We start from the raw sequence: 19,215 nt of genomic DNA, 5'->3' as shown, positions 1-19,215 counted from the left end.
TACTAGCGTAATTGTTCTTTTATAATGTCGCCAAGTGTTACTTTGTCGTCGTTATCGTTGATCTCATTTAACACTTCACGCTCTTTTTGTTTTGCTAAACGGCGTATGCTTAGGCGAATTCTATTTTTCTTCTCATCGATAAATGCAATAGCAGCTTCGATCTCATCGCCGATCTTTAACGTGCTAGCATCTACGCTACCTAGATCTTCTTTGCGGATTAGCGCGTCTACATTATCACCAAGCTCAACAAATACGCCAAAGTCTTTAATGTCACGGATCGTTCCTTTTACAATGTCGCCTACACTAAATTTATTAGCAAATGCTTGAACTGGGCTTTGTTTTAGATCTTTTAGGCTTAGAGAAATTTTTTGCTCAGCGCTGTCGATTTTGATGATCTTTACTTCTAGCTCATCGCCAGCCTTAAACATATCTTTGCACTTGTCATTTCTATCCCAAGATGCATCTTCGTTGTGTAGTAAGCCCTCAACGCAACCTACTCTAACAAATGCACCAAAATTTGTGATAGTTGTCACAACGCCTTTTACTACGTCGCCCTCTTTGAATTTAGCTTTAAATTCGTCAAATGGCTTTGGAAGTAAATTTTTAAGGCTCACTCTTAAGCGGTGTCCTTTTGCGTCTATTTCAATAACCTCAACATCGATCTCTTGACCTTCGCTGATGTGATCTTTTGGATTTTTGATATTTTTATCCCATGAAATTTCAGATATATGTAAAAATCCTTCAATATCATTTCCAAGATCAACAAATGCGCCATAAGGCTCGATATTGCTAACTGTTACTTTGATAGTATCGCCAACTTCTAGACCATCATTTATGATCTCTTCCCAAGGATCTGGAGTAGCAGCCTTGATAGATAGAGATAGGTGGCGTTTTTCGTTGTCATAGCTGATAACTTTAACTAAAACTTTATCGCCTTCTTTGTATAAAGAGCTAGGATTTACTGGGCCTTTGTAGCTTATCTCGCTGTAATGCACAAGTCCGTCTACACCGCCCACATCAACAAACATACCATAAGTTGTGATCTTCTTAACTGTGCCCTCTATAACGCTATCGTTTTCTACTATGTTTGATAGAGCTTCTTTGCGCTTTTTGCGGTCGTCATCTAAAATTTTCTTTCTTGAGACAACGATGCTGTTCTCTTCTTTATCAACTTTTATAACTCTTACTTTGTATGATTTTCCAACTACGCCCTCAGCGTTTTTAAATCCACTGTGCGTTCTTGGTAAGAAAAATTCTACGCCATTTGCGTCTTGAGTGATAAAACCACCTTTATTTTTTCCAACTACTTTTACGTCGATTTCGCCAGAATTTTCAGGATCGTAAGCTTCGATGAAAGCTTTAACTTTCTCTTTTCTAAGTGCTTTTTTGTGCGACACTATAGGTCTTCCATTTCTTGATCCAGTTATTACAACTTTGATCGTATCGCCAACTTTATGCGTCAGGTTGCCGTTTGCGTCAGTGATCTCAGAAACATTTAAAATGCCTTCTGACTTCTTGCCAACGTCGATTAAAACCTCATCGCCATTGATACTGACGATCTTTGCGTCACTATCTTCTTCAGTCTTTTTAAAAGACTCCTCTAACATCGCAGCAAAATCGATATCTTCGATATCTTCGTCTTTTGCTTTTCCTAATTGAACACTTTTGTTCACAGCCATCTTGATCCTTTAAATTTTATTATGCCAGTAGAGGCAAATTGGCTTATTATAGTTAATTGTGGCTTTAGCTAGGATAAATTTTATACTTTTTTGATTCTGTCAACGACTTTTTGTATGATCCAGTCAGGTGTGCTAGCGCCCGCACTTATGCCGCACAAATTTTTGCCGTCAAACCATGATCTTTCAAGCTCTTCTTCGCTTTCAATAAGATAGCTATCTTCGCAGAAATTTTTAGATATTAGGTAGAGTTGTTTTGTGTTTGAGCTGTTTTTTCCGCCGATGATTATCATCACGTCAGCCCTTTTTGCTAAATTTTTAGCAGCCTCTTGGTTTTCAAATGTCGCATTGCAGATCGTGTTAAAAACGCGCAGCTCTTTTACATGAAGCATGAGATAGTTTGCGATCTGCATAAATTTCTCAACTTTTCTAGTAGTTTGGCTAACGAGCGCGACCTTTTGCTTAAATTTAATGCCCTCTAGCTCGCTCTCTTCAAGCACGACATAGACATTGCCCTTGGCATACGACTTCACGCCTTTTACCTCTGGGTGATGCATATCGCCAAAGATCACCACATCATAGCCCTCTTCGCTCATTTTTTCACAAATTTGTTGTGGCTTTGTCACAAACGGACAAGTTGCATCGATCACTTTTATATCGGTCTTTTTTAGCTCTGCAAGGTCGTTTTTAGTGATGCCATGAGTGCGGATGATCGCCTTTTTCTCATCTTTTAGCTCATCTATGCCCTCAAGTGTCTTTACATTGTAGTTTTTCTCAAGCCTGTTTATCTCTTCGTTATTATGGATGAGCGGGCCGATAGTTGCGGCATCTCCAGCGTTTTCAGCTATCTTTATCGCTCTTTTTACGCCGAAGCAAAATCCATAACTACTAGCAAGTTCAATCTTCAACTCTAGCTCCCATTTTCTTTAAAATTTCAGCAAAATTTGGAAACGAAGTAGCGATAAATTCGCTCTTTTCTATCTGCATGCCACATTTTAGTCCAAGTATGGCAAAGCTCATAGCGATCCTGTGATCTCCGTGGCTATCTATCGTGGCAAATTTAGCCTCAGAGCCATTTATGATAAAACCATCTTCAAGCTCGCTAGCATCGACACCGCACCGCTTTAGCGCATTTATCGTGACAGCTATCCTGTCGCTCTCTTTTACGCGAAGCTCTTTTGCGTTTGTTAGCTTACTTTGACCCTTAGCGCAGGCAAATGCGATGGCTAAAGCTGGGGCTTCGTCTATAAGCCACGAGATATTTTCGCTAACCTCTACACCTTTTAAATTTGGCGAGTATCTAACCTCAATATCGCCTATATCTTCGTATTTGCTTGAGGTTTTGTGAAATTTTATCTCAGCGCCCATTTTTTCTAAAACTCTGTAAGCTTCGATGCGAGTTTTATTTAGCAAGATATTTTTTAAGATGATATGCGAATTTGGGATGATTAGAGCCGCGACCGCAAAGAAAAATGCCGAGCTTGGGTCATTTGGCACATCTATGTCAAGTGGCGCAAGTGGGCCTTTCATCGGCTCTAGCGTGATCTCTAGGCCGTCACGCTTTATATCAGCTCCCATGCCTGCAAGCATGCGCTCAGTGTGGTCTCTGCTTAGCTCTGGCTCGCTAAATTTGCAGCCATTTGAGTAAAGAGCTGCTAGCAAAAGTGCGCTTTTTACCTGAGCTGAAGCGATCTTGCTCTCAAAACTAAACCTTTCAAATTTAGTCCCTCTTATACAAAGAGGAGCGTTGTTTGCGTTGTTTGCGCCATCTATCTTTGCACCCATCTCATTTAGAGGCTTTGCTATCCTTGCCATCGGGCGAGAATTTAAGTATTTATCACCACTTAGCACGAAAAAGCCGTCTTGTGCGGCAAGCAGTCCCATAAAAAGCCTCATCGCCGTGCCTGAGTTGCCACACTCCAAAATTTCATTTGGCTCTTTTATCTTTTGTGGCGGAGTGATTATTATCTCAGCGCCGTTATCTTCGATCTTTGCGCCAAGGAGCTCGACTATTTTTAAGGTATTTAGCGTATCGCCTGCTCTTAGGTAGTTTCTAACGCGAGATGGCTTGTCGCTTAAAAGTGAAAACATCGCGCATCTATGCGAGATAGACTTGTCGGCCGCGATGTCATCAATAGTTAAATTTAGACTTTTTTCTAATGGATAAATTCTCATCTTATTCCGATATTTAGTTTCTCTTTTAGCTCGCTTAAAATTTTATCCATAAGCGCGTTTATATCGTCATCTTCAAGCGTTTTTTCCATATCTTGAAATGTAAATTTAAGGCTAAGGCTAATCGCACCGTTTAGTTTTGCATCTTTATAGATATCAACCGGCAAGAACTCTTTTAGCTCTTTTAAATTTAGCCCTCTTATGCACTCATAAATTCGTCCAGCCTCGAAATTTTCAGGCACGATGAGGCTAAGATCTCTTGTAGTGCTTTGGAATTTTGAGTATGGCACTGCTAAGATCGGCTCAAATTTAAGCCTTGCAAAATCAATCTCGCAGACATAAGTTTTTGGCAGATCTCTTTTTGCCTCTACCCTCGCATCAACTCTGCCGATATAGCCGATCTTTTCGCTATTTTGATAGATGTGTGCCTGCTCGTATGGGCTAAGATATGTGATCTCTTGGCAAGGTTTTAGCTCAAATTTGCCTATGACATTTTGCACCATCGCTGCAAATGCGTAGAAATTTGCCTCCTCGCCTTTTGCGCCGTTTATCAATGTTGGCTCTTTTAAAAGGCCTGATACGACAAAGCCTAAATTTATACCTTGATTTGCATTTTCGTCAAAGATTTCGCCAAGCTCAAAAAGTCTAACTGAGCGCTTTGAGTTTTTGATGTTTTTCTCGCTTGAGCTTAGAAGGTGATTAACAAGTGCTGGCCTAAGCGTGTTTAGTTCGTTGTTTATAGGATTTAATATCTTGATCTTGCAAGGTTTGAAATTTAGCTCACTTAGCTCATCAAGGCTGTCAAATACGTAGTGCACGCTTTCAAAAAAGCCATTATCGGCTGCACGGCGCCTTAAATTTAAAGCATTTTTATAGTCAAAATATGTCTTATTTAGCCTATTTTTCTCAGAGAAATTTAACGGCGTTGAGGCGATATTGTCGATGCCTATTATCCTTACGATCTCCTCACAAATATCATGCGAATTAACGATATCGTGGCGAAATAACGGCACTTTTACATTAAAGCTCTCTTGCTCGACATTTACGCTGATCTCAAAGCCAAGTTTCTTTAAAATTTTAACAACATCATTTCTAGCAACCTCTTGGCCGATCATATTTTTAAGCTCGCCAAGCGAGATGCTAAGCGTGATAGGCTCGGTGCCAAGTAGCGACTGCTGCGAGCCTGCAAAAAGACTTAAGCTATCTTTAAAGCCTGCCAGCCTTTTAAAAAGATAGTCCGCCCCGTAAGCTAAATTTGGCTCGCTACCACGGCTTGAGCGATAAACCTGATCGCCTTTTGGTAAATTTTTATTTTCAAAAATGGCTTTTGAGACAACATCTGGTTTTACGTAGCTAGCCTCTACCAAGATCACCTTTGAGCCCTCATCGACCCTAGCCTCATCGCTTTGGTAAATTCCAGCAACGCCTAAATTTTTATCCTCACAAAAAACCACGCACTCGCCATTTTCGCCATTTTTGATGTCAAAAACAGCTTTTTCGCCCTCGCCTACAAGCTTAGTGTGATCATAAGCTCTAAATAAAACGCCCGTGCAAAATGTCGCGTATTCAAGCAGTCTTTCTACTAAATTTGTCTTTTGGCACTCAATTAGAGCTAGCCTCAAGCGAGTTAATAAATTTTCACTTAATGCATTTTTTAGCTCAAATGCTTTATACAAAAATGAGCCATTTACCTTATCTTCAGTTCGCACAGATGCGATCCTGCCGATGCCTAGTAAATTTTCACTATCTTCATTTTCGTGGCTATCTTTCATATTTAGATCAAGCGCAGTGCAAATTTCTCTTGCGATGCCGTGTAAATTTTGGCAGTCACCCCTGTTTGCTGTGACATCGACCTCGATGACCACATCTTTAAACGCTTCAAATTCACCAAGACTTGTGCCAAGTTTTAGCTTGCCGATACTCTCATCAAGTGGCAAGATACCGTCATTTGTCTTAGGCAGTCCTAGCTCAGCTGAAGAGCAGATCATACCACATGACTCGATGCCTCTTAGCTTTGCCTTTTTGATCTCAAGACCATTTGGCATCGTCGTGCCAATGAGCGCTACTGGCACAAACTGACCAGCCTCGACGTTTTTGGCACCACAAACGATCTGAAGCGTTTCGCTACCAACATCAACCTGACAAACGCTTAGTTTATCGGCGTCTGGGTGCTTTTCTCTACTTTTTACGTAGCCAACAACGACGCTTTTTGGTAAATTTATCTCTTTATAGCTATCAACTTCTAAGCCGATAGAGTTTAATGTCTTTGAAAGTGTCTCGCCGCTAACCTCGCTAAGGTCGATCCACTCGTTTAACCAATGCTTTGAAATTATCATTTAAACTGCTCCAACAATCTTAAATCTCCCTCAAAAAGTGACCTTAGATCAGGCACTCTATGAAGCAACATCGCAAATCTCTCAACCCCAAGGCCAAAGGCATATCCACTTACATTTTTATAGCCAACCGCCTTAAATACATTTGGATCGACGACGCCGCATCCAAGCACCTCAAGCCAAGTAGTCTGCTTGCACACCCTGCAGCCCTTGCCGTGGCAGAATATACAACTAATATCAACCTCAGCGCTAGGCTCCGTAAATGGAAAGAAGCTAGGGCGAAAACGCACTTCAACGTCGCCAAACATGTGCTTTAAAAAGCCCTCGAGCATTGATTTTAAATTTGCAAAACTAACTTTGTCTGCATCCTCCACCACAAGGCCCTCGACTTGATGAAACATCGGTGTATGCGTTAGGTCCATATCGCGTCTAAAGACGGTGCCTGGCGCTATCATGCGGATAGGTGGCTTTTGATTTAGCATAGTTCTGACCTGAACTGGGCTCGTATGCGTCCTTAAAAGTCTAAAATCATCTAGGTAAAATGTATCTTGCATATCCCTTGCTGGGTGATATTTTGGTAAATTTAGCGCTTCAAAGTTGTGAAAATCATCTTCTATAAGCGGCCCAGTCTCGAGCGAGAAATTTAGAGCTAAAAAATACTCAATTATCTTATCCATCGTGGCCATCACAGGGTGCAGCGCCCCACTAGCAATAGGCTCGTTAAAAAGCGTGATATCAGCGGCCTCTTTTTTCATCTTGTTATCTATCTCTTGCTCGCTAAGCTCGGCTTTTTTAGCTTCTATAAGCGCGCTAAGCTCATCTCTTTGCTTGTTTAAATTTGCTGCAAATTCCTTTTTCTCATCCTCGCCAAGCTCTTTTAGCTTTGCAAAGCCTTGCGCCAAGATGCCTTTTTTGCCAAAAATTTCTACCCTGACCTTCTCTAAATCATCAAGAGTTGAAATTTCATTTTTGATTTTATTAATGAAATCTTGCAATTTTTTACCTTTATGAATTTTTGCATCGATTTTATAGAAAAAGAGTTAAAATCAAGATAAAAAGCGCGAAATTTAAGCACACTTTGATATAATTTCTCAAACTTTCAAAGGAGCTAAAATGACCATATTTGAAAAGATCGTTGCTGGTGAAATTCCTTGTAACAAAGTGCTTGAAAGCGAGAAATTTCTAGCTTTTAACGACATCAACCCAAAAGCGCCGATCCACATCCTCATCATCCCTAAAAAACACTACAAAAACTTCCAAGAGATGGATCCAGTTTTGATGGGTGAGATGACTAAATTTATCCAAGAAGTGGCGAACTTAATGGGCGTTGATAAGAGCGGATACCGACTCATAACAAACTGCGGCGAAAACGGCGGTCAAGAGGTTATGCACCTACACTTTCACCTACTTGCTGGCGCAAAACTTGGCTGGAGCGAAGGCGTAGCCGATCCACAAAGCACATTTTAAAAATAAAATTTAGACTCTTTTTGAGTCTAAATTCTTTGAAATTTTACTTCAAAAACTCAACTCTTAAATTTTATAAACTTAAAGTTGTTCTTTAGTTCATTTTGGGTCGAATTTATCTCGCTAAGCTCTGATTTTACGAAGTTTGTAAGCTCTATCTTGCTCACGCTTGGAGATAGGATTTTTATATACTCTTTTTGGTTTTTAAGCTCTAAGTTATTGCTAAAAAGAAGCACTCTAGCATCCAGCTTTAGCCCAGCTCTAAGCTCAGATATCGTAGCTAAAAGCACTTTTATATCAAAGCCCTCCGCCGCTTCATCCACAAGCGCTAGCGAGCAAGGTTTCGTCTTTATCTTTATCAAAAGCTCGCTAAAGCTATTTGCGACCTCAAGCGTGTTTTGAAACTCACCAAGAGCGCCAGCAAATATCTTATTTTCAAGCTTTGTGCTCTTGTAAATCACTATATTTTCATTTTTGCTAAAGTATCTATTCTCTTTGCTTGGCTTATAGTTTTTTATAAATTTAGGCAAAATTTGATTTAGCTCATCTTTGCTAAAAGGCTTTCTAATCTTCTCATCAAACGCCGGCAGCAGCTCTCTTTCAGGGATATTTGAGGTGTTTGAGACCACAGCGACTAAATTTATCTTCTCTTCTTGAAGCGATCTTATCTCTTTTACGAAATTTGCCACGCCATTTTCAAAAAATGAAGCATCGATAAAGACTGCGTTAAATCTATTTAAAAGAAGTGCTTGTTTAAGCTCTTTGTGGCTGCTAACGCCTATGACTTCGCAGTCTAAGAAGCTAAAAGCGCGCGAAAACATCTCAAGGCTAAGTGGGTTTTTATCGCATAGCAAAAAGAGCACTTTCTCTTCAGCCAAGCTCTCGCCCTTGTTCTTCTCCATATAGACAAGCCGCGCAACGCTAAGTGGCGTGAGTGGGTCTTTTAGCAAGACAGCATTTTTTATATTTATATTTTTACTAGCACTCTGCCTTGCAAAGACGATGTCGTAGTTTTTCGCTAGTGCTTGGTTGTTTGAGATGATATTTTGAAATCTAAGCCCCATATCTTCTAAAGTGGCTGCGAAAAATTCATTGTATTTTGCATTTATATCAGGCAGATATGCGATCCTTAGCTCGTGATTTAGGCTGAAATTTTGCAGTTTTTGCACCTTTTTTAGACTAAGGATAAATTTAAACTCATTGCCAGCTCCGCCAAGCGTGCTTATATCAAGACTTGAGTTAAAAAGCTTTAGATAAAAGCTAGCAAGTCTTAGATAAAACTCGCTCTCTTCGTCATTTATCTCACTTTCATCTTCTGCGTTTAAAGCTTTTATCTGCTCTTCATTTATGAAAATTTGATTTGTCCTTATCTTTGTTTCGATGAGCAAAAGGCCACTTTGGCTAAGGGCATCGCTGACATTTTTTATCTCTACTATCAAGTTGGCAAATTTATCGCATTTTGTCACGACAGCTTGCATGATAGAGCCAAAGACGACGCTTATCTTCTCGCTATCGCCCTCCAGCTCGTCGCTGATGTTTGCATCAAGATAGGTTAAGAAATTTAGCTTTTTCTCTTGTGTGAAAGGTATCTGCGCTTCAAGGATGTTTGAAAACAAAATTTGCGGGTTAAATGGCTTTAAATTTAGTCCAACTTCGCCATTTCTGCTATCAAGCAAGCCTTTTATATTGCTATAATTTATCGCGATTATCTGGCTATTTTTTTCTAAATTTTCAAAAACAAGCTCATTTTTTATCACATTTTCATCTTTTTTTAGCGTAGCGACCGAGCTTAAAATTTGCTCTTTTGAGAGGTAAAATTTCTTATTTAGCCTAACTAGTAGCCTATCTTTTATCGCTGTAAAGCTTCTTTCTTGCTCATACTTTTGAAGTAGCTCTTTATATAGCGCGATGAAATTTTCTATTAAATTTTGTGGATTTCTATCGCCTCTTTTTAAAACCTCATCTCTTACAAGCTTCATTTTTTTGTTTAAATTTTCTAGAGCTTTTAGCCAGATGTATGTTTTATAGCCAGCGTAAAAGAGCCAAAGCGATAGAAAAAACATCAAAAATATTAGACTAAGCACCTTTACTCTAAAGTTATCATTTAGTCTCTTTAGCTCGTCACTTAAGACATTTGCTATCTTGCTAAAGAGCTTGGCTCTATTGCTTTCAAAGGTATATATCTGCAAAATTTCATCACGTGTTAGCTCATTTTTTAGCTTTAGCTTAAAGCGGATCTCGTCATAGCCCTGAGAGACCTCTATATTTTCAAGCCTATCTATATCTCTTATTATGTTGTCTTTTATATCGCCATTTGGGAGTAAATTTGCATTTATATCGTTGTATTTAAGGCTATCTAGAGATTGTTTTAACGAACTTTCAGTAATTTTTTCTTTACCCATAAGCACAGCCAAGATATGCTCTTTTGTGGTATTTACGTTTTGAAGTAGCTCATAGGCTCTGATTAAAGAGAGTATATAACGCTTCATATTAATATCTAAAGCAACATCTCTAAATAAAATTTGCCCACTTTCTACGACAGAATTTGCTAACTCAACAAAGCTAAGAAACGAGAGATTAGAGCTCTCCCAGCTTGCATTTGCGTTTTTTAAAACTTCATTTAGCCTATCTCTTATCCTTTTATCATCTGGTGTGTTAGAAAGAGTATTTGATAAACTTTTTACAAACAAATTCTTAGCAGCATTTGCCTCTCTTAAAGCCGTCTCGTCTTGTGGCGACCTAGTTTTTTCATATCTTTCGTAAGCAATTCTTTCTGAAACGATCGCATCTAAGGTTTTTCTTATCAAACTTTCTCTTTTTACCTCGCTATTTATGCCATAAGAGATCCTAAATTTATCAAAGTAGAGTGCGCCATTATAAAAGCAAGTGATAGCAGCCAAAAATATTGGCAAAAGAACCAAAAATTTACTAACCCTCATTGCCAAGCCTTTTTGAAAATTTATTGCAAAGTGTGCTTATTTCGCTTAGTCTTTCATTTATCTGAGCGATTTTTTTGATCTTGTTTGGTCTAGTAAGTAGCGCATCGAAATTTGCCACAAGCGGAGTGATCTTTAAATTTAGCGCTGGCTCTTTTAAGATCTTTATGCTCTCTTCTAAAAATTTAGTATCTCGCGCTTGCACCGCACTTTGGATAAAGATCATCTTATCTTTGGCTTTGCTTAAAAATATACCAAGATAGGTCGCAAACTCGCTTTTGCTTAAATTTAAAAAGCTAGCCGTTTCGCTAAACCAGCTCTCGTTTAAGACCTCTTCTTCTTTATCCAAAAGCTCTTTTTCATCGACCTTTAAATTTGGCAAGCGAAGCTTTGTCTTTGCTTTTATCGCAGCTTGCTGGTTTTGGCTGTAAATTTCTGTTTGATCGAGGATCAAAAGCTCGAAATACTCTTCGTTTTTCACTGAGCTGATCTTTGAAAATTTAAGCGTCGCGTTTAAAATTTTGCCGTTTTTGGTCTTTAAATTTACTCTTAAATTTGGTCTTTTAGCTAGATAATCTATAAAAACTCCAGACTCTTTGTAGTCTAAAACTAGCTCGTCAATGTCTTTATGCTCGCTTAAAAACTCCCGTATATCTTTAAATTCAAGCAGACCAAGAGAGATATCTCCCATCGCTAAAATTTGACCGCTTTTGTCGTATATTATCACTTCAAATTTCCTTCTTTGAGCGTTAAAAGCTTTGCTGCTACGCTTTTGTTTGTTATTTTTGCCACTTCGTCTAAATTTGCTTCGCTGATTTTATCAAAACTTCCGTAAAAGCTGATTAATTTCGCGATACTGCCCTCAGATACGCCAGCTTGTCTTAGCACTGATCTCTGCATATCGTTTTTCTGCCTTGTTTTTCTGTGAAAACTGATGACAAATCTATGGCTCTCATCGCGCATTTTTTGAAAAAACTGCAGCTTTTTATCGCTCGTGCTTAGGCTAAAGCTGCCATTTTTTGTATAAATTTTATCTTTCGCCTCGCCCTTTGCGCGGTGAGCTTTGGCATCGATCTTTTCTTTTGAGATAGCGATCACATCGACGTTTGCCCCACTGCTTGCTAAAATCTCGCAGGCTAAATTTAAAAGCACTTCGCCACCATCAATAACCCAAAGATCAGGCGGGCTAAGCTTATCAAACCTAAGCGCTCTAGCAGTGAGGCTCTCTCTCATCTGATCGTAGTCGTTTTTGGAATTTAGATGCATGTGGCGGTAGTTTTGCTTCGCCCACTCGCCATGCTCATAGCGCACCATCGCTCCGACACTTGCCTCGCCAAAAAGGTGTGAGTTGTCGTAGGCTTCGACCACGTAAGGCGTGTGAGCAAGACCAAAGTACTCTTTTATCTCGTTTAGTAGCTCGTTATCGTGCGTTTTTAGGTATTTTTCGATGCTAACTTCAGCGTTTTTTGTAGCGATCTCGCAAATTTTACGCTTATCGCCTATTTTTGGGCAAGTGATGCTAAATTTACGCCCAAATCTCTCGTTTAAAATTTCCTCCACCAGCTCGCTATCTTCAAAGTCCTCATGGACGTAAATTTTGGTGCTGATTATTGGCTGACCAGCGATAAAGCTTTTTAAAATGGCCTGCTTATAAGCCTCGTTTATCTCATCTTTTTGAGCGTTTTTAGCCTGCGTGATATCGGTTTTTACGCCTGTTATCTTGCCACTTTGTACGCTAAATCTCACCGCACAGATCATATCATGCACGCAAGCGACTGAGTAGGCTTCAAAGTCCTCAAGCTTGGCAAGATCAACTTCAACCTTTGTTTGCATATTTTTAAGCGTTTGCATCTTATCTCTAGTCGCGGCTGCTTGCTCGTAGTCTTCGGCTTTGGCGTAGTTTAGCATGAGCTCTTCAAGGCGAGCGATTAACAAATTTGGATTTTGCAAAGCGGCTGTAGCATCAGCAACTATTTTGGCGTAGTCTTCTTTTGAAATTTTGCCCTCGCACGGGGCATAGCAGCGTTTTAGCTGGTAAAAAAGGCAGGCTTTTTTGCCTTTGATGCAGGACTTTTTCTGAACTAGGTTGAAATTTAGATAAAGCGCTTCAAGAAGCTCTCCTGCTCCACTAAAATATGGCCCAAAGTAGCGTATATTTGAGCCTTTTACTACCTTTCTAGTGATCTCAAATCTAGGGAATTCATCGTTTAAATTTATAAAGATATAAGGATAGGTCTTGTCGTCACGAAGCAAGATGTTATATTTTGGCTTAAGTTGCTTGATAAATGAATTTTCAAGTATGAGCGCATCTGCCTCGCTTGGCGTAACGATGTATTCAAGATGCACAGCCTCGCTTATCATCTTTGAAATTCTTGGGCTTAGCTTTTCAGCTGGTGCTAGGCTTGGGGTAAATTTAAAGTAGCTTTTGACTCTGTTTTTTAAAATTTTGGCCTTGCCGACATATAAAAGTCTGTTTTGAGCGTCAAAATATTGATATACGCCAGGCTCGTTTGGAAGCGTTCTTATCTCGTCTATTAGCATCTTGCCTGCTCATTTTTCTTTAGCAAAATTTCTCTTAGCTCTTCAAATTTCTTATAAATTTGCTCATTTGTGGCTAAATTTTTAAACTCGCCCTTGCTGGCTGGCATTACGAAATTTGACCTTTGCGTAGGTTGTGGCGTGAAAAATTTTAGATATTTGCTCACGATAAATCTTATATTTTCTTCTTTTTTGTTTTTTATATAGTTGATCTCGCTAAGAGGTTTTGGCTCGATGACGCTTGCAAAAATGCTATTTTTATTAAATTTGCAAAAGGTTTTTAATAACCCTTTTATATCATTTATACTACTATCACGTCTAAGCTCCAAAAGCCCTGAGGGATGAGTGAGAACGAAGGTTAAAATGCCTTCTCTAACATAGCAAAAAGCTATGTAAAATCGCTTTGCTTTACCCATGAGGCGAAGAAGCTCTTGGCACTCGTCTGCCATGCTTAATTTTTCTTTATACAAAGGATTTTCGTGGATAGCATCTATCATAAATTTGGCGTCTTTCATAAGGCAATCTTATCATCTTTTATTTTAATTTTCGCTCTTTTTGCACTTAGTGGTTGCGGCTACAAGGACGATCCATTTTATGGCGATGCACCTGTAAAAGAGAAAAAAACAGATAAGATCAATAAAATTTGATCTTAAATTTCGCGTAAGATAAAAATGTAATGCAAGCTTAATAAATTTAACTAACCTAAATTTTAGGCTCATTTAAGTAAAATACGCAAATTTTTATCTTACAAGGAGAGTATATGAGGTTATTTGGACTTCTAGGCTTGTTTTTTGCTATAGCCTTTGGTGCTGACGGAGAAGCTGCGGCTATTGACTTAACTACTACATGGGCGGGAATTTTATCGCTTATCATTTTTGTTGTTGGATACTTTTTCATAGCAGCAGAAGAGAATTTCCACATCGACAAGGCAAAACCTGCCATCTTTATCGGCACTTTTATGTTTTTGCTAATCGGCGTTTATATGCTTATAAACGGCATGGATGTGCATTCGCTAGAGCACGAGGTAAATCACCTGATCTTAGAGATAGCTCAGATCGTCTTTTTCTTAATGGTAGCGATGACATTTATCGAAGCACTTGTTGAAAGAGATGTATTTAACGCACTTAAATACAACCTAGTTTCAAAAGGCTACACTTACAGAAAGCTATTTTGGCTAACTGGTATTTTGGCATTTTTCATTAGCCCAGTGGCTGATAACCTAACAACAGCGCTTATCCTATCAACAGTCCTTTTAACGATAGATAGAAATAATACAAATTTCCTAGTCGCAGGTGCGATAAACATCGTCGTAGCAGCAAACGCAGGCGGAGCGTGGAGTCCATTTGGCGACATCACTACGCTTATGGTTTGGGCAGCTGGCAAGTCACCATTTTTAGACTTTTTCGCACTTTTCCCAGCTTCATTTATCGGCTGGTTTGTGACAGCGTTTTTACTTTCACGAATCGTGCCAAATACTGCGCCTCATTTTGACGTCGCAAATGAGCCAAAAGTGGTTATGAAAAAGGGTGGTAAAGCGGTTATCTTCATAGGTGCATTTACCATCTTTTGTGCTGTTATGATGCACCAGTTGTTTCATTTACCAGCTATGTGGGGCATGATGTTTGGCTTCTCACTGCTTAGCCTTTATACATATTATTTCAAAAAAGCTCACAAAGATGAAGAGCCTATGAATGTCTTTCACTATATGTCAAAGATCGAGAACAACACACTATTTTTCTTCTTTGGAATTTTAGCTGCAGTTGGCGCTCTTCACTTTGCTGGATTTTTAAATTACGCTGTGTCACTTTATGATAAATTTGGCTCAACACCTGTAAATATCGGAGTTGGCTTCCTCTCAGCAGTCGTTGATAACGTCCCTGTTATGTCAGCTGTTCTAAAAGCAAATCCAGCTATGGGAGCTGATGCGGGCGAGGCTATGAGTCAGTGGCTACTTGTGACACTTACAGCTGGTATCGGCGGTTCGATGATCAGCTTTGGTTCAGCAGCTGGCGTTGGAGTAATGGGTAAATTAAAAGGAATTTATACCTTTGGTGCGCATATGAAATATGCATGGATGGTAGTTTTAGGATACATCGTATCACTCATTGTTTGGTATGTGCAGTTTGAAATTTTTCACATCTACTTTTAAAAGGTTATAAATGAACAATACGATTATAGTTTTGGACTTTGGTTCGCAGTATACTCAGCTAATAGCTAGAAGGCTAAGAGAAGAAGGAGTTTATACTGAAATTTTGCCATTTAACGCAAAACTAAGCGATATAAAGGCGAAAGATCCAAAAGGTATCATTCTAAGTGGTGGCCCAGCTAGCGTTTATGCCAAAGATGCCTACTTTTGCGATAATGGCGTCTTTGAGCTAAATATCCCTATACTTGGCGTTTGCTACGGCATGCAGCTACTTGCTCACACGCATGGAGCTGAGGTTTTAGCAGCTGATCACAAAGAGTACGGCAAGGCTGAACTTAGCGTCGTAAAAGAGCACGATCTTTTTAAAGATACACCTTCAAAACAAATCGTATGGATGAGCCATAGCGACTATGTAAAAGACCTGCCAAAGGGCTTTGAGGCGATTGCGATTAGCGAAAATTCGCCTTATTGTGCTTTTGGTGATGATAAGCGTAAATTTTATGCGATCCAGTTTCACGCAGAGGTGCAACATAGCGAGTATGGCACGCAAATTTTAAAGAATTTTGCTAAATATATCTGTGGCTGCGAGAGCACATGGAACATGGGAAGCTTCGCTAAAAATAAGATAGAAGAGATCAGAAAAACAGTGGGTACTCACAAGGTGCTTTGCGCAGTTAGTGGCGGTGTGGATAGCTCTGTGACTGCAGCACTTTTAGCAGCTGCTGTACCTGAAAATTTGATCCTTGTTTTTGTTGATAACGGACTTCTTAGAACAAACGAAAAAGAACAAGTTGAGGCTACATTTAGGACCAAGCTTGGCGTTGAGCTAGTTAGCATAGATGCGAGCGAGATCTTTTTAGGTCGCTTGGCCGGCGTCGTTGATCCTGAGAAAAAACGCAAGATCATAGGTGAGACATTTATAGAAATTTTTGAAAAAGAGGCTAAGAAGCATGGCGATGTGAAATTTCTAGCTCAAGGCACTCTTTATACTGACATCATCGAAAGCTCAGTCGTTGGCTCAAGCAAGACGATAAAGAGCCACCACAACGTTGGAGGTTTGCCTGATTGGATGACATTTGAGCTGATAGAGCCTTTAAGAGAAATTTTTAAAGACGAGGTTAGAAAGCTAGGACTTGAACTTGGACTAAGCCGCGAGCTAGTCTTCCGCCATCCTTTCCCTGGACCTGGCCTTGCTATCCGCATCATGGGTGAGGTAAATAAACCAAGCCTAGAGCTACTTCGCAAAGCTGATGTGATCTTGCGCGATGAGCTAAAAAGTAGTGGCTGGTATAACAAAACTTGGCAGGCATTTTGCGTACTTTTAAATGTAAATTCTGTTGGCGTTATGGGCGATAATCGTACCTACGAAAACGCTGTTTGTGTGCGCGTGGTCGATGCGAGCGACGGCATGACTGCAAGCTTTTCAAGGCTTCCTTATGATCTGCTTGAAAACGTAAGCCGCCGCATCATAAACGAGGTAAATGGCATAAACCGCGTAGTTTACGACATCTCAAGTAAGCCACCTGCAACTATCGAGTGGGAGTAAGAACCTCTTAAATAAAGCTGGCCGATAGATGATATATTACGCCAGCTTTAATCCTAAAATCAAAATATAAAATTAGCTCTTTTAAATAAATGCTTTCAATAAGCTATTTAAACACAAAGAATAAGCACTTGAATTTATACCTTTTTTATTTTAAAGTAAAAATGTAGAGTAAAGTTACACAACAAAGTTTCAGTTAGATATAGACAAAATATTAAATTTACAGATGCCTAGACGGTCATAGAAAATTTATGAGCTAAAAACATTTTGCATAATCTTATAAATATCGCTTAAAAAATTATGCAAGCATCAAAAAATGTTTTTCTGAAATTGATGCGTTTTTATAAAAAACCAAACACTTTTTGCTTATTTAATAAGTTCAAACCAAATTCTCAAAAATTGGCTGTAAATTTATATTTCTCTGATCCTACCGATCGCTTCAGCAAATTTTAGCTCTTTGTTTTCAAAGAGGTTGTACTCGATCGCATCTTTTTCGCTAAGTATGACGATAGTTGAGCCAAGCTCGAAATTTCCAAGACGCTCACCCTTTTTGATGTGTAAATTTTCATATTCATAAATTTGCGTAAAATTTGCCATCGCATTTGTCTGGATACGCTCATCAAAGCAAAATTTCATCTTACCAACGTTTAGCGCACCCACGAAGACTAGCCAAAGTTTTTTGCCATTTTTCATCTCGCAAAGTAGCGCCACACGCTCGTTTTTGGTATAAAGGCTATCGACCTTGCCAAGCCATTTTACTGCCACGCTGTAAAGCTTACCAGGGATATAGACCGCTTTTTTTATCGTAATATCGCAAGGTGTATGATAGTGATGATAGTCTTTTGGGCTAAGATATATGTTGGCAAAGTCAAACTCGCCATCAAGCTCGCCCTGCCCCAAAAGCTCCTTCACACCGTAGTTCATGCCTTTTATGCTAAAAGCTTCTAGCTCTTTCGTGGTGCCAAAACTAAGGCAGGTACCATCAACAGGACTTATAAATATCTCATCTGCTGCGTCAAATTCTCTTGGCTTTATAAGCTCCCTGGTGAAAAGTTCGTTTAAATTTTTATACTCACTTGCTGGCTTAAACTCGCTCATATCGATCTTAAATAGCTTTACATAAAAGGAGTTGATAAGCTCTTGAAGCGGCTTGAAAAAGTTTAATTTAGCAACCTTGCCAAAAATTTGAGAAAAGAGATTGTCCTTGTTCATTTTAGTCCTTGCTTAAATTTAATATAGCGATCTCGCTTGGCGCAAAGATCCTAACTGGAGGCCCCCAAAATCCTGCGCCACTACTAACATAAGCTTGCATTTTATCATTAATCTTATAAAGCCCATGTAAAAAACCTTGATCAAGTAAAACCAAGAGGCTAAAAGGGAAAATTTGTCCAGCATGCGTGTGACCACAAAGCACTAGATCGACATCTTTTTGCATAGTTTTTATAAATTTTGGCTGATGAGAGAGTAGGATGGTCGGTAGATCTGGGTCACATCCTGCTAACGCTTCGTCTAAATTTGGCTCTAAATTTTTAAACCTTATGCCAGCTAGATCATAGACCCCTGCTAAATTTATGCCAGCTATTTTTTCATTTTTATTGCCAAGCACCCTAATGCCTAGAGCGCGAATTTTTTCTAGTATCCCATCAACTCCGTGGTAGTATTCGTGATTGCCAGGGACATAAAAGGTGCCATAGGTACTTTTAAGGTTTTTTAATGGATCTAAAAAATCGCCGATAAGCTCAGCTCTCATATCAACCAAGTCGCCAACTATCACCACCAGGTCTGGTCTAGCTAAATTTATCTCTTTCACAAGCTCAGCCACAAAATCCTTTTGCAAAAACTCGCCAATATGCACGTCGGTTATCATGGCTATTTTTAGATCACTTTGTAAATTTTTTATTTTTATACTAACCTGTCTGATCTTTGGCGGAGTAAGTGCATTAAAAATTCCTTTCAAAAAGCAAGCAACTATAAAAACAACAAATGTCACATCAAAGCAAAATTTAATAAATTTTCGTCTTGTGGGATTAAAATGAGCTTTTGAGCAAATGGATCTAACAACATCATAAAACAAACTAATGCCAAATAAAAATAGAGAAAAACCAATGAGCGTTCCTGCTATCAGATAGAGCTCTATATTTAAAAAGGAAAATCTTAGTTGAAGAACAAATACAAACTCAAACACACTAATAATATAGAAAAATATGCGAATTTTTTTAAGGTGTGGGGCAAAAAAAGATACCTTTTTGATAAAACGTTTGTATGAGTATAAATTTGTAAGAACACTAAAGATAAATGCCCCGATAATGATCCGAAAAAGTCCCAAAAAATCTCCTTGAAAACAAAGATTATATTTTATATTTTTAAATTTACATTATAAATTTTATTAATTATTTAGAACAATTTG

At 39.0% G+C, this 19,215-nt stretch carries 15 protein-coding genes; 4 read left to right on the top strand and 11 right to left on the bottom strand.

Annotated features, from left to right (window positions below):
- Nucleotides 1-2 precede the first annotated feature (2 nt).
- From CVT14_RS03455 to pheS, 5 genes are all read right to left on the bottom strand, one after another.
- A complete protein-coding gene (locus CVT14_RS03455; RefSeq protein WP_004317168.1) occupies nt 3-1,679 on the bottom strand; it encodes a 30S ribosomal protein S1 in 1,677 nt (558 codons plus the stop codon).
- A gap of 80 nt (nt 1,680-1,759) precedes the next feature.
- The gene (locus tag CVT14_RS03450; RefSeq protein WP_021093116.1) at nt 1,760-2,584 is read right to left on the bottom strand and encodes a 4-hydroxy-3-methylbut-2-enyl diphosphate reductase; all 825 of its coding nucleotides are present in this window, start codon (nt 2,582-2,584) and stop codon (nt 1,760-1,762) included.
- Nucleotides 2,574-3,851 (bottom strand): 3-phosphoshikimate 1-carboxyvinyltransferase, encoded by a 1,278-nt coding sequence (aroA, locus tag CVT14_RS03445; RefSeq protein WP_107849703.1) that lies wholly within the window; start codon nt 3,849-3,851, stop codon nt 2,574-2,576. The genes CVT14_RS03450 and aroA overlap by 11 nt, the downstream gene beginning before the upstream one ends.
- Nucleotides 3,848-6,184 (bottom strand): phenylalanine--tRNA ligase subunit beta, encoded by a 2,337-nt coding sequence (gene pheT / locus CVT14_RS03440; protein WP_107849702.1) that lies wholly within the window; start codon nt 6,182-6,184, stop codon nt 3,848-3,850. Before pheT ends, aroA begins: the two co-directional genes overlap by 4 nt.
- Complete coding sequence (pheS, locus tag CVT14_RS03435) at nt 6,181-7,176, bottom strand: phenylalanine--tRNA ligase subunit alpha (protein WP_103615056.1); 996 nt, start codon at nt 7,174-7,176, stop codon at nt 6,181-6,183. Before pheS ends, pheT begins: the two co-directional genes overlap by 4 nt.
- A 118-nt stretch (nt 7,177-7,294) precedes the next feature.
- Between pheS and CVT14_RS03430 the strand changes: the two genes are divergently transcribed.
- Complete coding sequence (locus CVT14_RS03430) at nt 7,295-7,648, top strand: histidine triad nucleotide-binding protein (protein ID WP_107849701.1); 354 nt, start codon at nt 7,295-7,297, stop codon at nt 7,646-7,648.
- A 56-nt stretch (nt 7,649-7,704) separates the two neighbouring features.
- Here the strand turns inward: CVT14_RS03430 and CVT14_RS03425 are convergent, their stop codons facing one another.
- Genes CVT14_RS03425 through CVT14_RS03410 form a run of 4 tightly spaced genes read right to left on the bottom strand, consistent with a single transcriptional unit; the run spans nt 7,705 to nt 13,616 of the window.
- Nucleotides 7,705-10,584: a histidine kinase gene (locus CVT14_RS03425; protein ID WP_107849700.1), complete on the bottom strand. Its 2,880-nt coding sequence runs from the start codon at nt 10,582-10,584 to the stop codon at nt 7,705-7,707.
- A complete protein-coding gene (locus CVT14_RS03420) occupies nt 10,574-11,308 on the bottom strand; it encodes a hypothetical protein (protein WP_103617000.1) in 735 nt (244 codons plus the stop codon). Before CVT14_RS03420 ends, CVT14_RS03425 begins: the two co-directional genes overlap by 11 nt.
- Nucleotides 11,305-13,122: an excinuclease ABC subunit UvrC gene (gene uvrC, locus CVT14_RS03415; protein ID WP_107849699.1), complete on the bottom strand. Its 1,818-nt coding sequence runs from the start codon at nt 13,120-13,122 to the stop codon at nt 11,305-11,307. The genes CVT14_RS03420 and uvrC overlap by 4 nt, the downstream gene beginning before the upstream one ends.
- Nucleotides 13,116-13,616 carry a hypothetical protein gene (locus tag CVT14_RS03410; RefSeq protein WP_199907319.1) on the bottom strand — a complete coding sequence of 167 codons (501 nt, stop codon included), beginning with the start codon at nt 13,614-13,616 and terminating at the stop codon, nt 13,116-13,118. Before CVT14_RS03410 ends, uvrC begins: the two co-directional genes overlap by 7 nt.
- Between CVT14_RS03410 and CVT14_RS10705 the strand changes: the two genes are divergently transcribed.
- From CVT14_RS10705 to guaA, 3 genes are all read left to right on the top strand, one after another.
- The gene (locus CVT14_RS10705) at nt 13,599-13,766 is read left to right on the top strand and encodes a lipoprotein (RefSeq protein WP_012001408.1); all 168 of its coding nucleotides are present in this window, start codon (nt 13,599-13,601) and stop codon (nt 13,764-13,766) included. The genes CVT14_RS03410 and CVT14_RS10705 overlap by 18 nt on opposite strands.
- A 113-nt stretch (nt 13,767-13,879) precedes the next feature.
- Nucleotides 13,880-15,268, top strand: coding sequence for a sodium:proton antiporter NhaD (gene nhaD / locus CVT14_RS03405; RefSeq protein ID WP_009294572.1), 1,389 nt, complete (start codon nt 13,880-13,882; stop codon nt 15,266-15,268).
- A gap of 10 nt (nt 15,269-15,278) precedes the next feature.
- Nucleotides 15,279-16,811: a glutamine-hydrolyzing GMP synthase gene (guaA, locus tag CVT14_RS03400; protein WP_009294571.1), complete on the top strand. Its 1,533-nt coding sequence runs from the start codon at nt 15,279-15,281 to the stop codon at nt 16,809-16,811.
- A 408-nt stretch (nt 16,812-17,219) separates the two neighbouring features.
- Here the strand turns inward: guaA and CVT14_RS03395 are convergent, their stop codons facing one another.
- Together CVT14_RS03395 and CVT14_RS03390 are read right to left on the bottom strand one after the other, a co-directional pair.
- Nucleotides 17,220-18,020, bottom strand: a complete 801-nt coding sequence (locus tag CVT14_RS03395) for a phosphatidylserine decarboxylase (RefSeq protein WP_107849698.1) — start codon at nt 18,018-18,020, stop codon at nt 17,220-17,222.
- Between the two features lies 1 nt (nt 18,021).
- Nucleotides 18,022-19,134, bottom strand: a complete 1,113-nt coding sequence (locus CVT14_RS03390; RefSeq protein ID WP_107849697.1) for a metallophosphoesterase — start codon at nt 19,132-19,134, stop codon at nt 18,022-18,024.
- Nucleotides 19,135-19,215: the final 81 nt, after the last annotated feature.

It is taken from the genome of Campylobacter concisus (assembly GCF_003048445.1).
Lineage (GTDB): Bacteria > Campylobacterota > Campylobacteria > Campylobacterales > Campylobacteraceae > Campylobacter_A > Campylobacter_A concisus_BF.
This window is presented reverse-complemented; position numbering and strand designations above follow the sequence as displayed.

Excerpts from the sequence above, each read along its gene's own strand:
- CVT14_RS03455 (WP_004317168.1), bottom strand. The coding sequence starts at position 1,679 with ATGGCTGTGAACAAAAGTGTTCAATTAGGAAAAGCAAAAGACGAAGAT.
- aroA (WP_107849703.1), bottom strand. The coding sequence starts at position 3,851 with ATGAGAATTTATCCATTAGAAAAAAGTCTAAATTTAACTATTGATGAC.
- pheT (WP_107849702.1), bottom strand. The coding sequence starts at position 6,184 with ATGATAATTTCAAAGCATTGGTTAAACGAGTGGATCGACCTTAGCGAG.
- CVT14_RS03430 (WP_107849701.1), top strand. The coding sequence starts at position 7,295 with ATGACCATATTTGAAAAGATCGTTGCTGGTGAAATTCCTTGTAACAAA.
- CVT14_RS03425 (WP_107849700.1), bottom strand. The coding sequence starts at position 10,584 with ATGAGGGTTAGTAAATTTTTGGTTCTTTTGCCAATATTTTTGGCTGCT.
- uvrC (WP_107849699.1), bottom strand. The coding sequence starts at position 13,122 with ATGCTAATAGACGAGATAAGAACGCTTCCAAACGAGCCTGGCGTATAT.
- CVT14_RS03410 (WP_199907319.1), bottom strand. The coding sequence starts at position 13,616 with ATGATAGATGCTATCCACGAAAATCCTTTGTATAAAGAAAAATTAAGC.
- nhaD (WP_009294572.1), top strand. The coding sequence starts at position 13,880 with ATGAGGTTATTTGGACTTCTAGGCTTGTTTTTTGCTATAGCCTTTGGT.
- guaA (WP_009294571.1), top strand. The coding sequence starts at position 15,279 with ATGAACAATACGATTATAGTTTTGGACTTTGGTTCGCAGTATACTCAG.
- CVT14_RS03395 (WP_107849698.1), bottom strand. The coding sequence starts at position 18,020 with ATGAACAAGGACAATCTCTTTTCTCAAATTTTTGGCAAGGTTGCTAAA.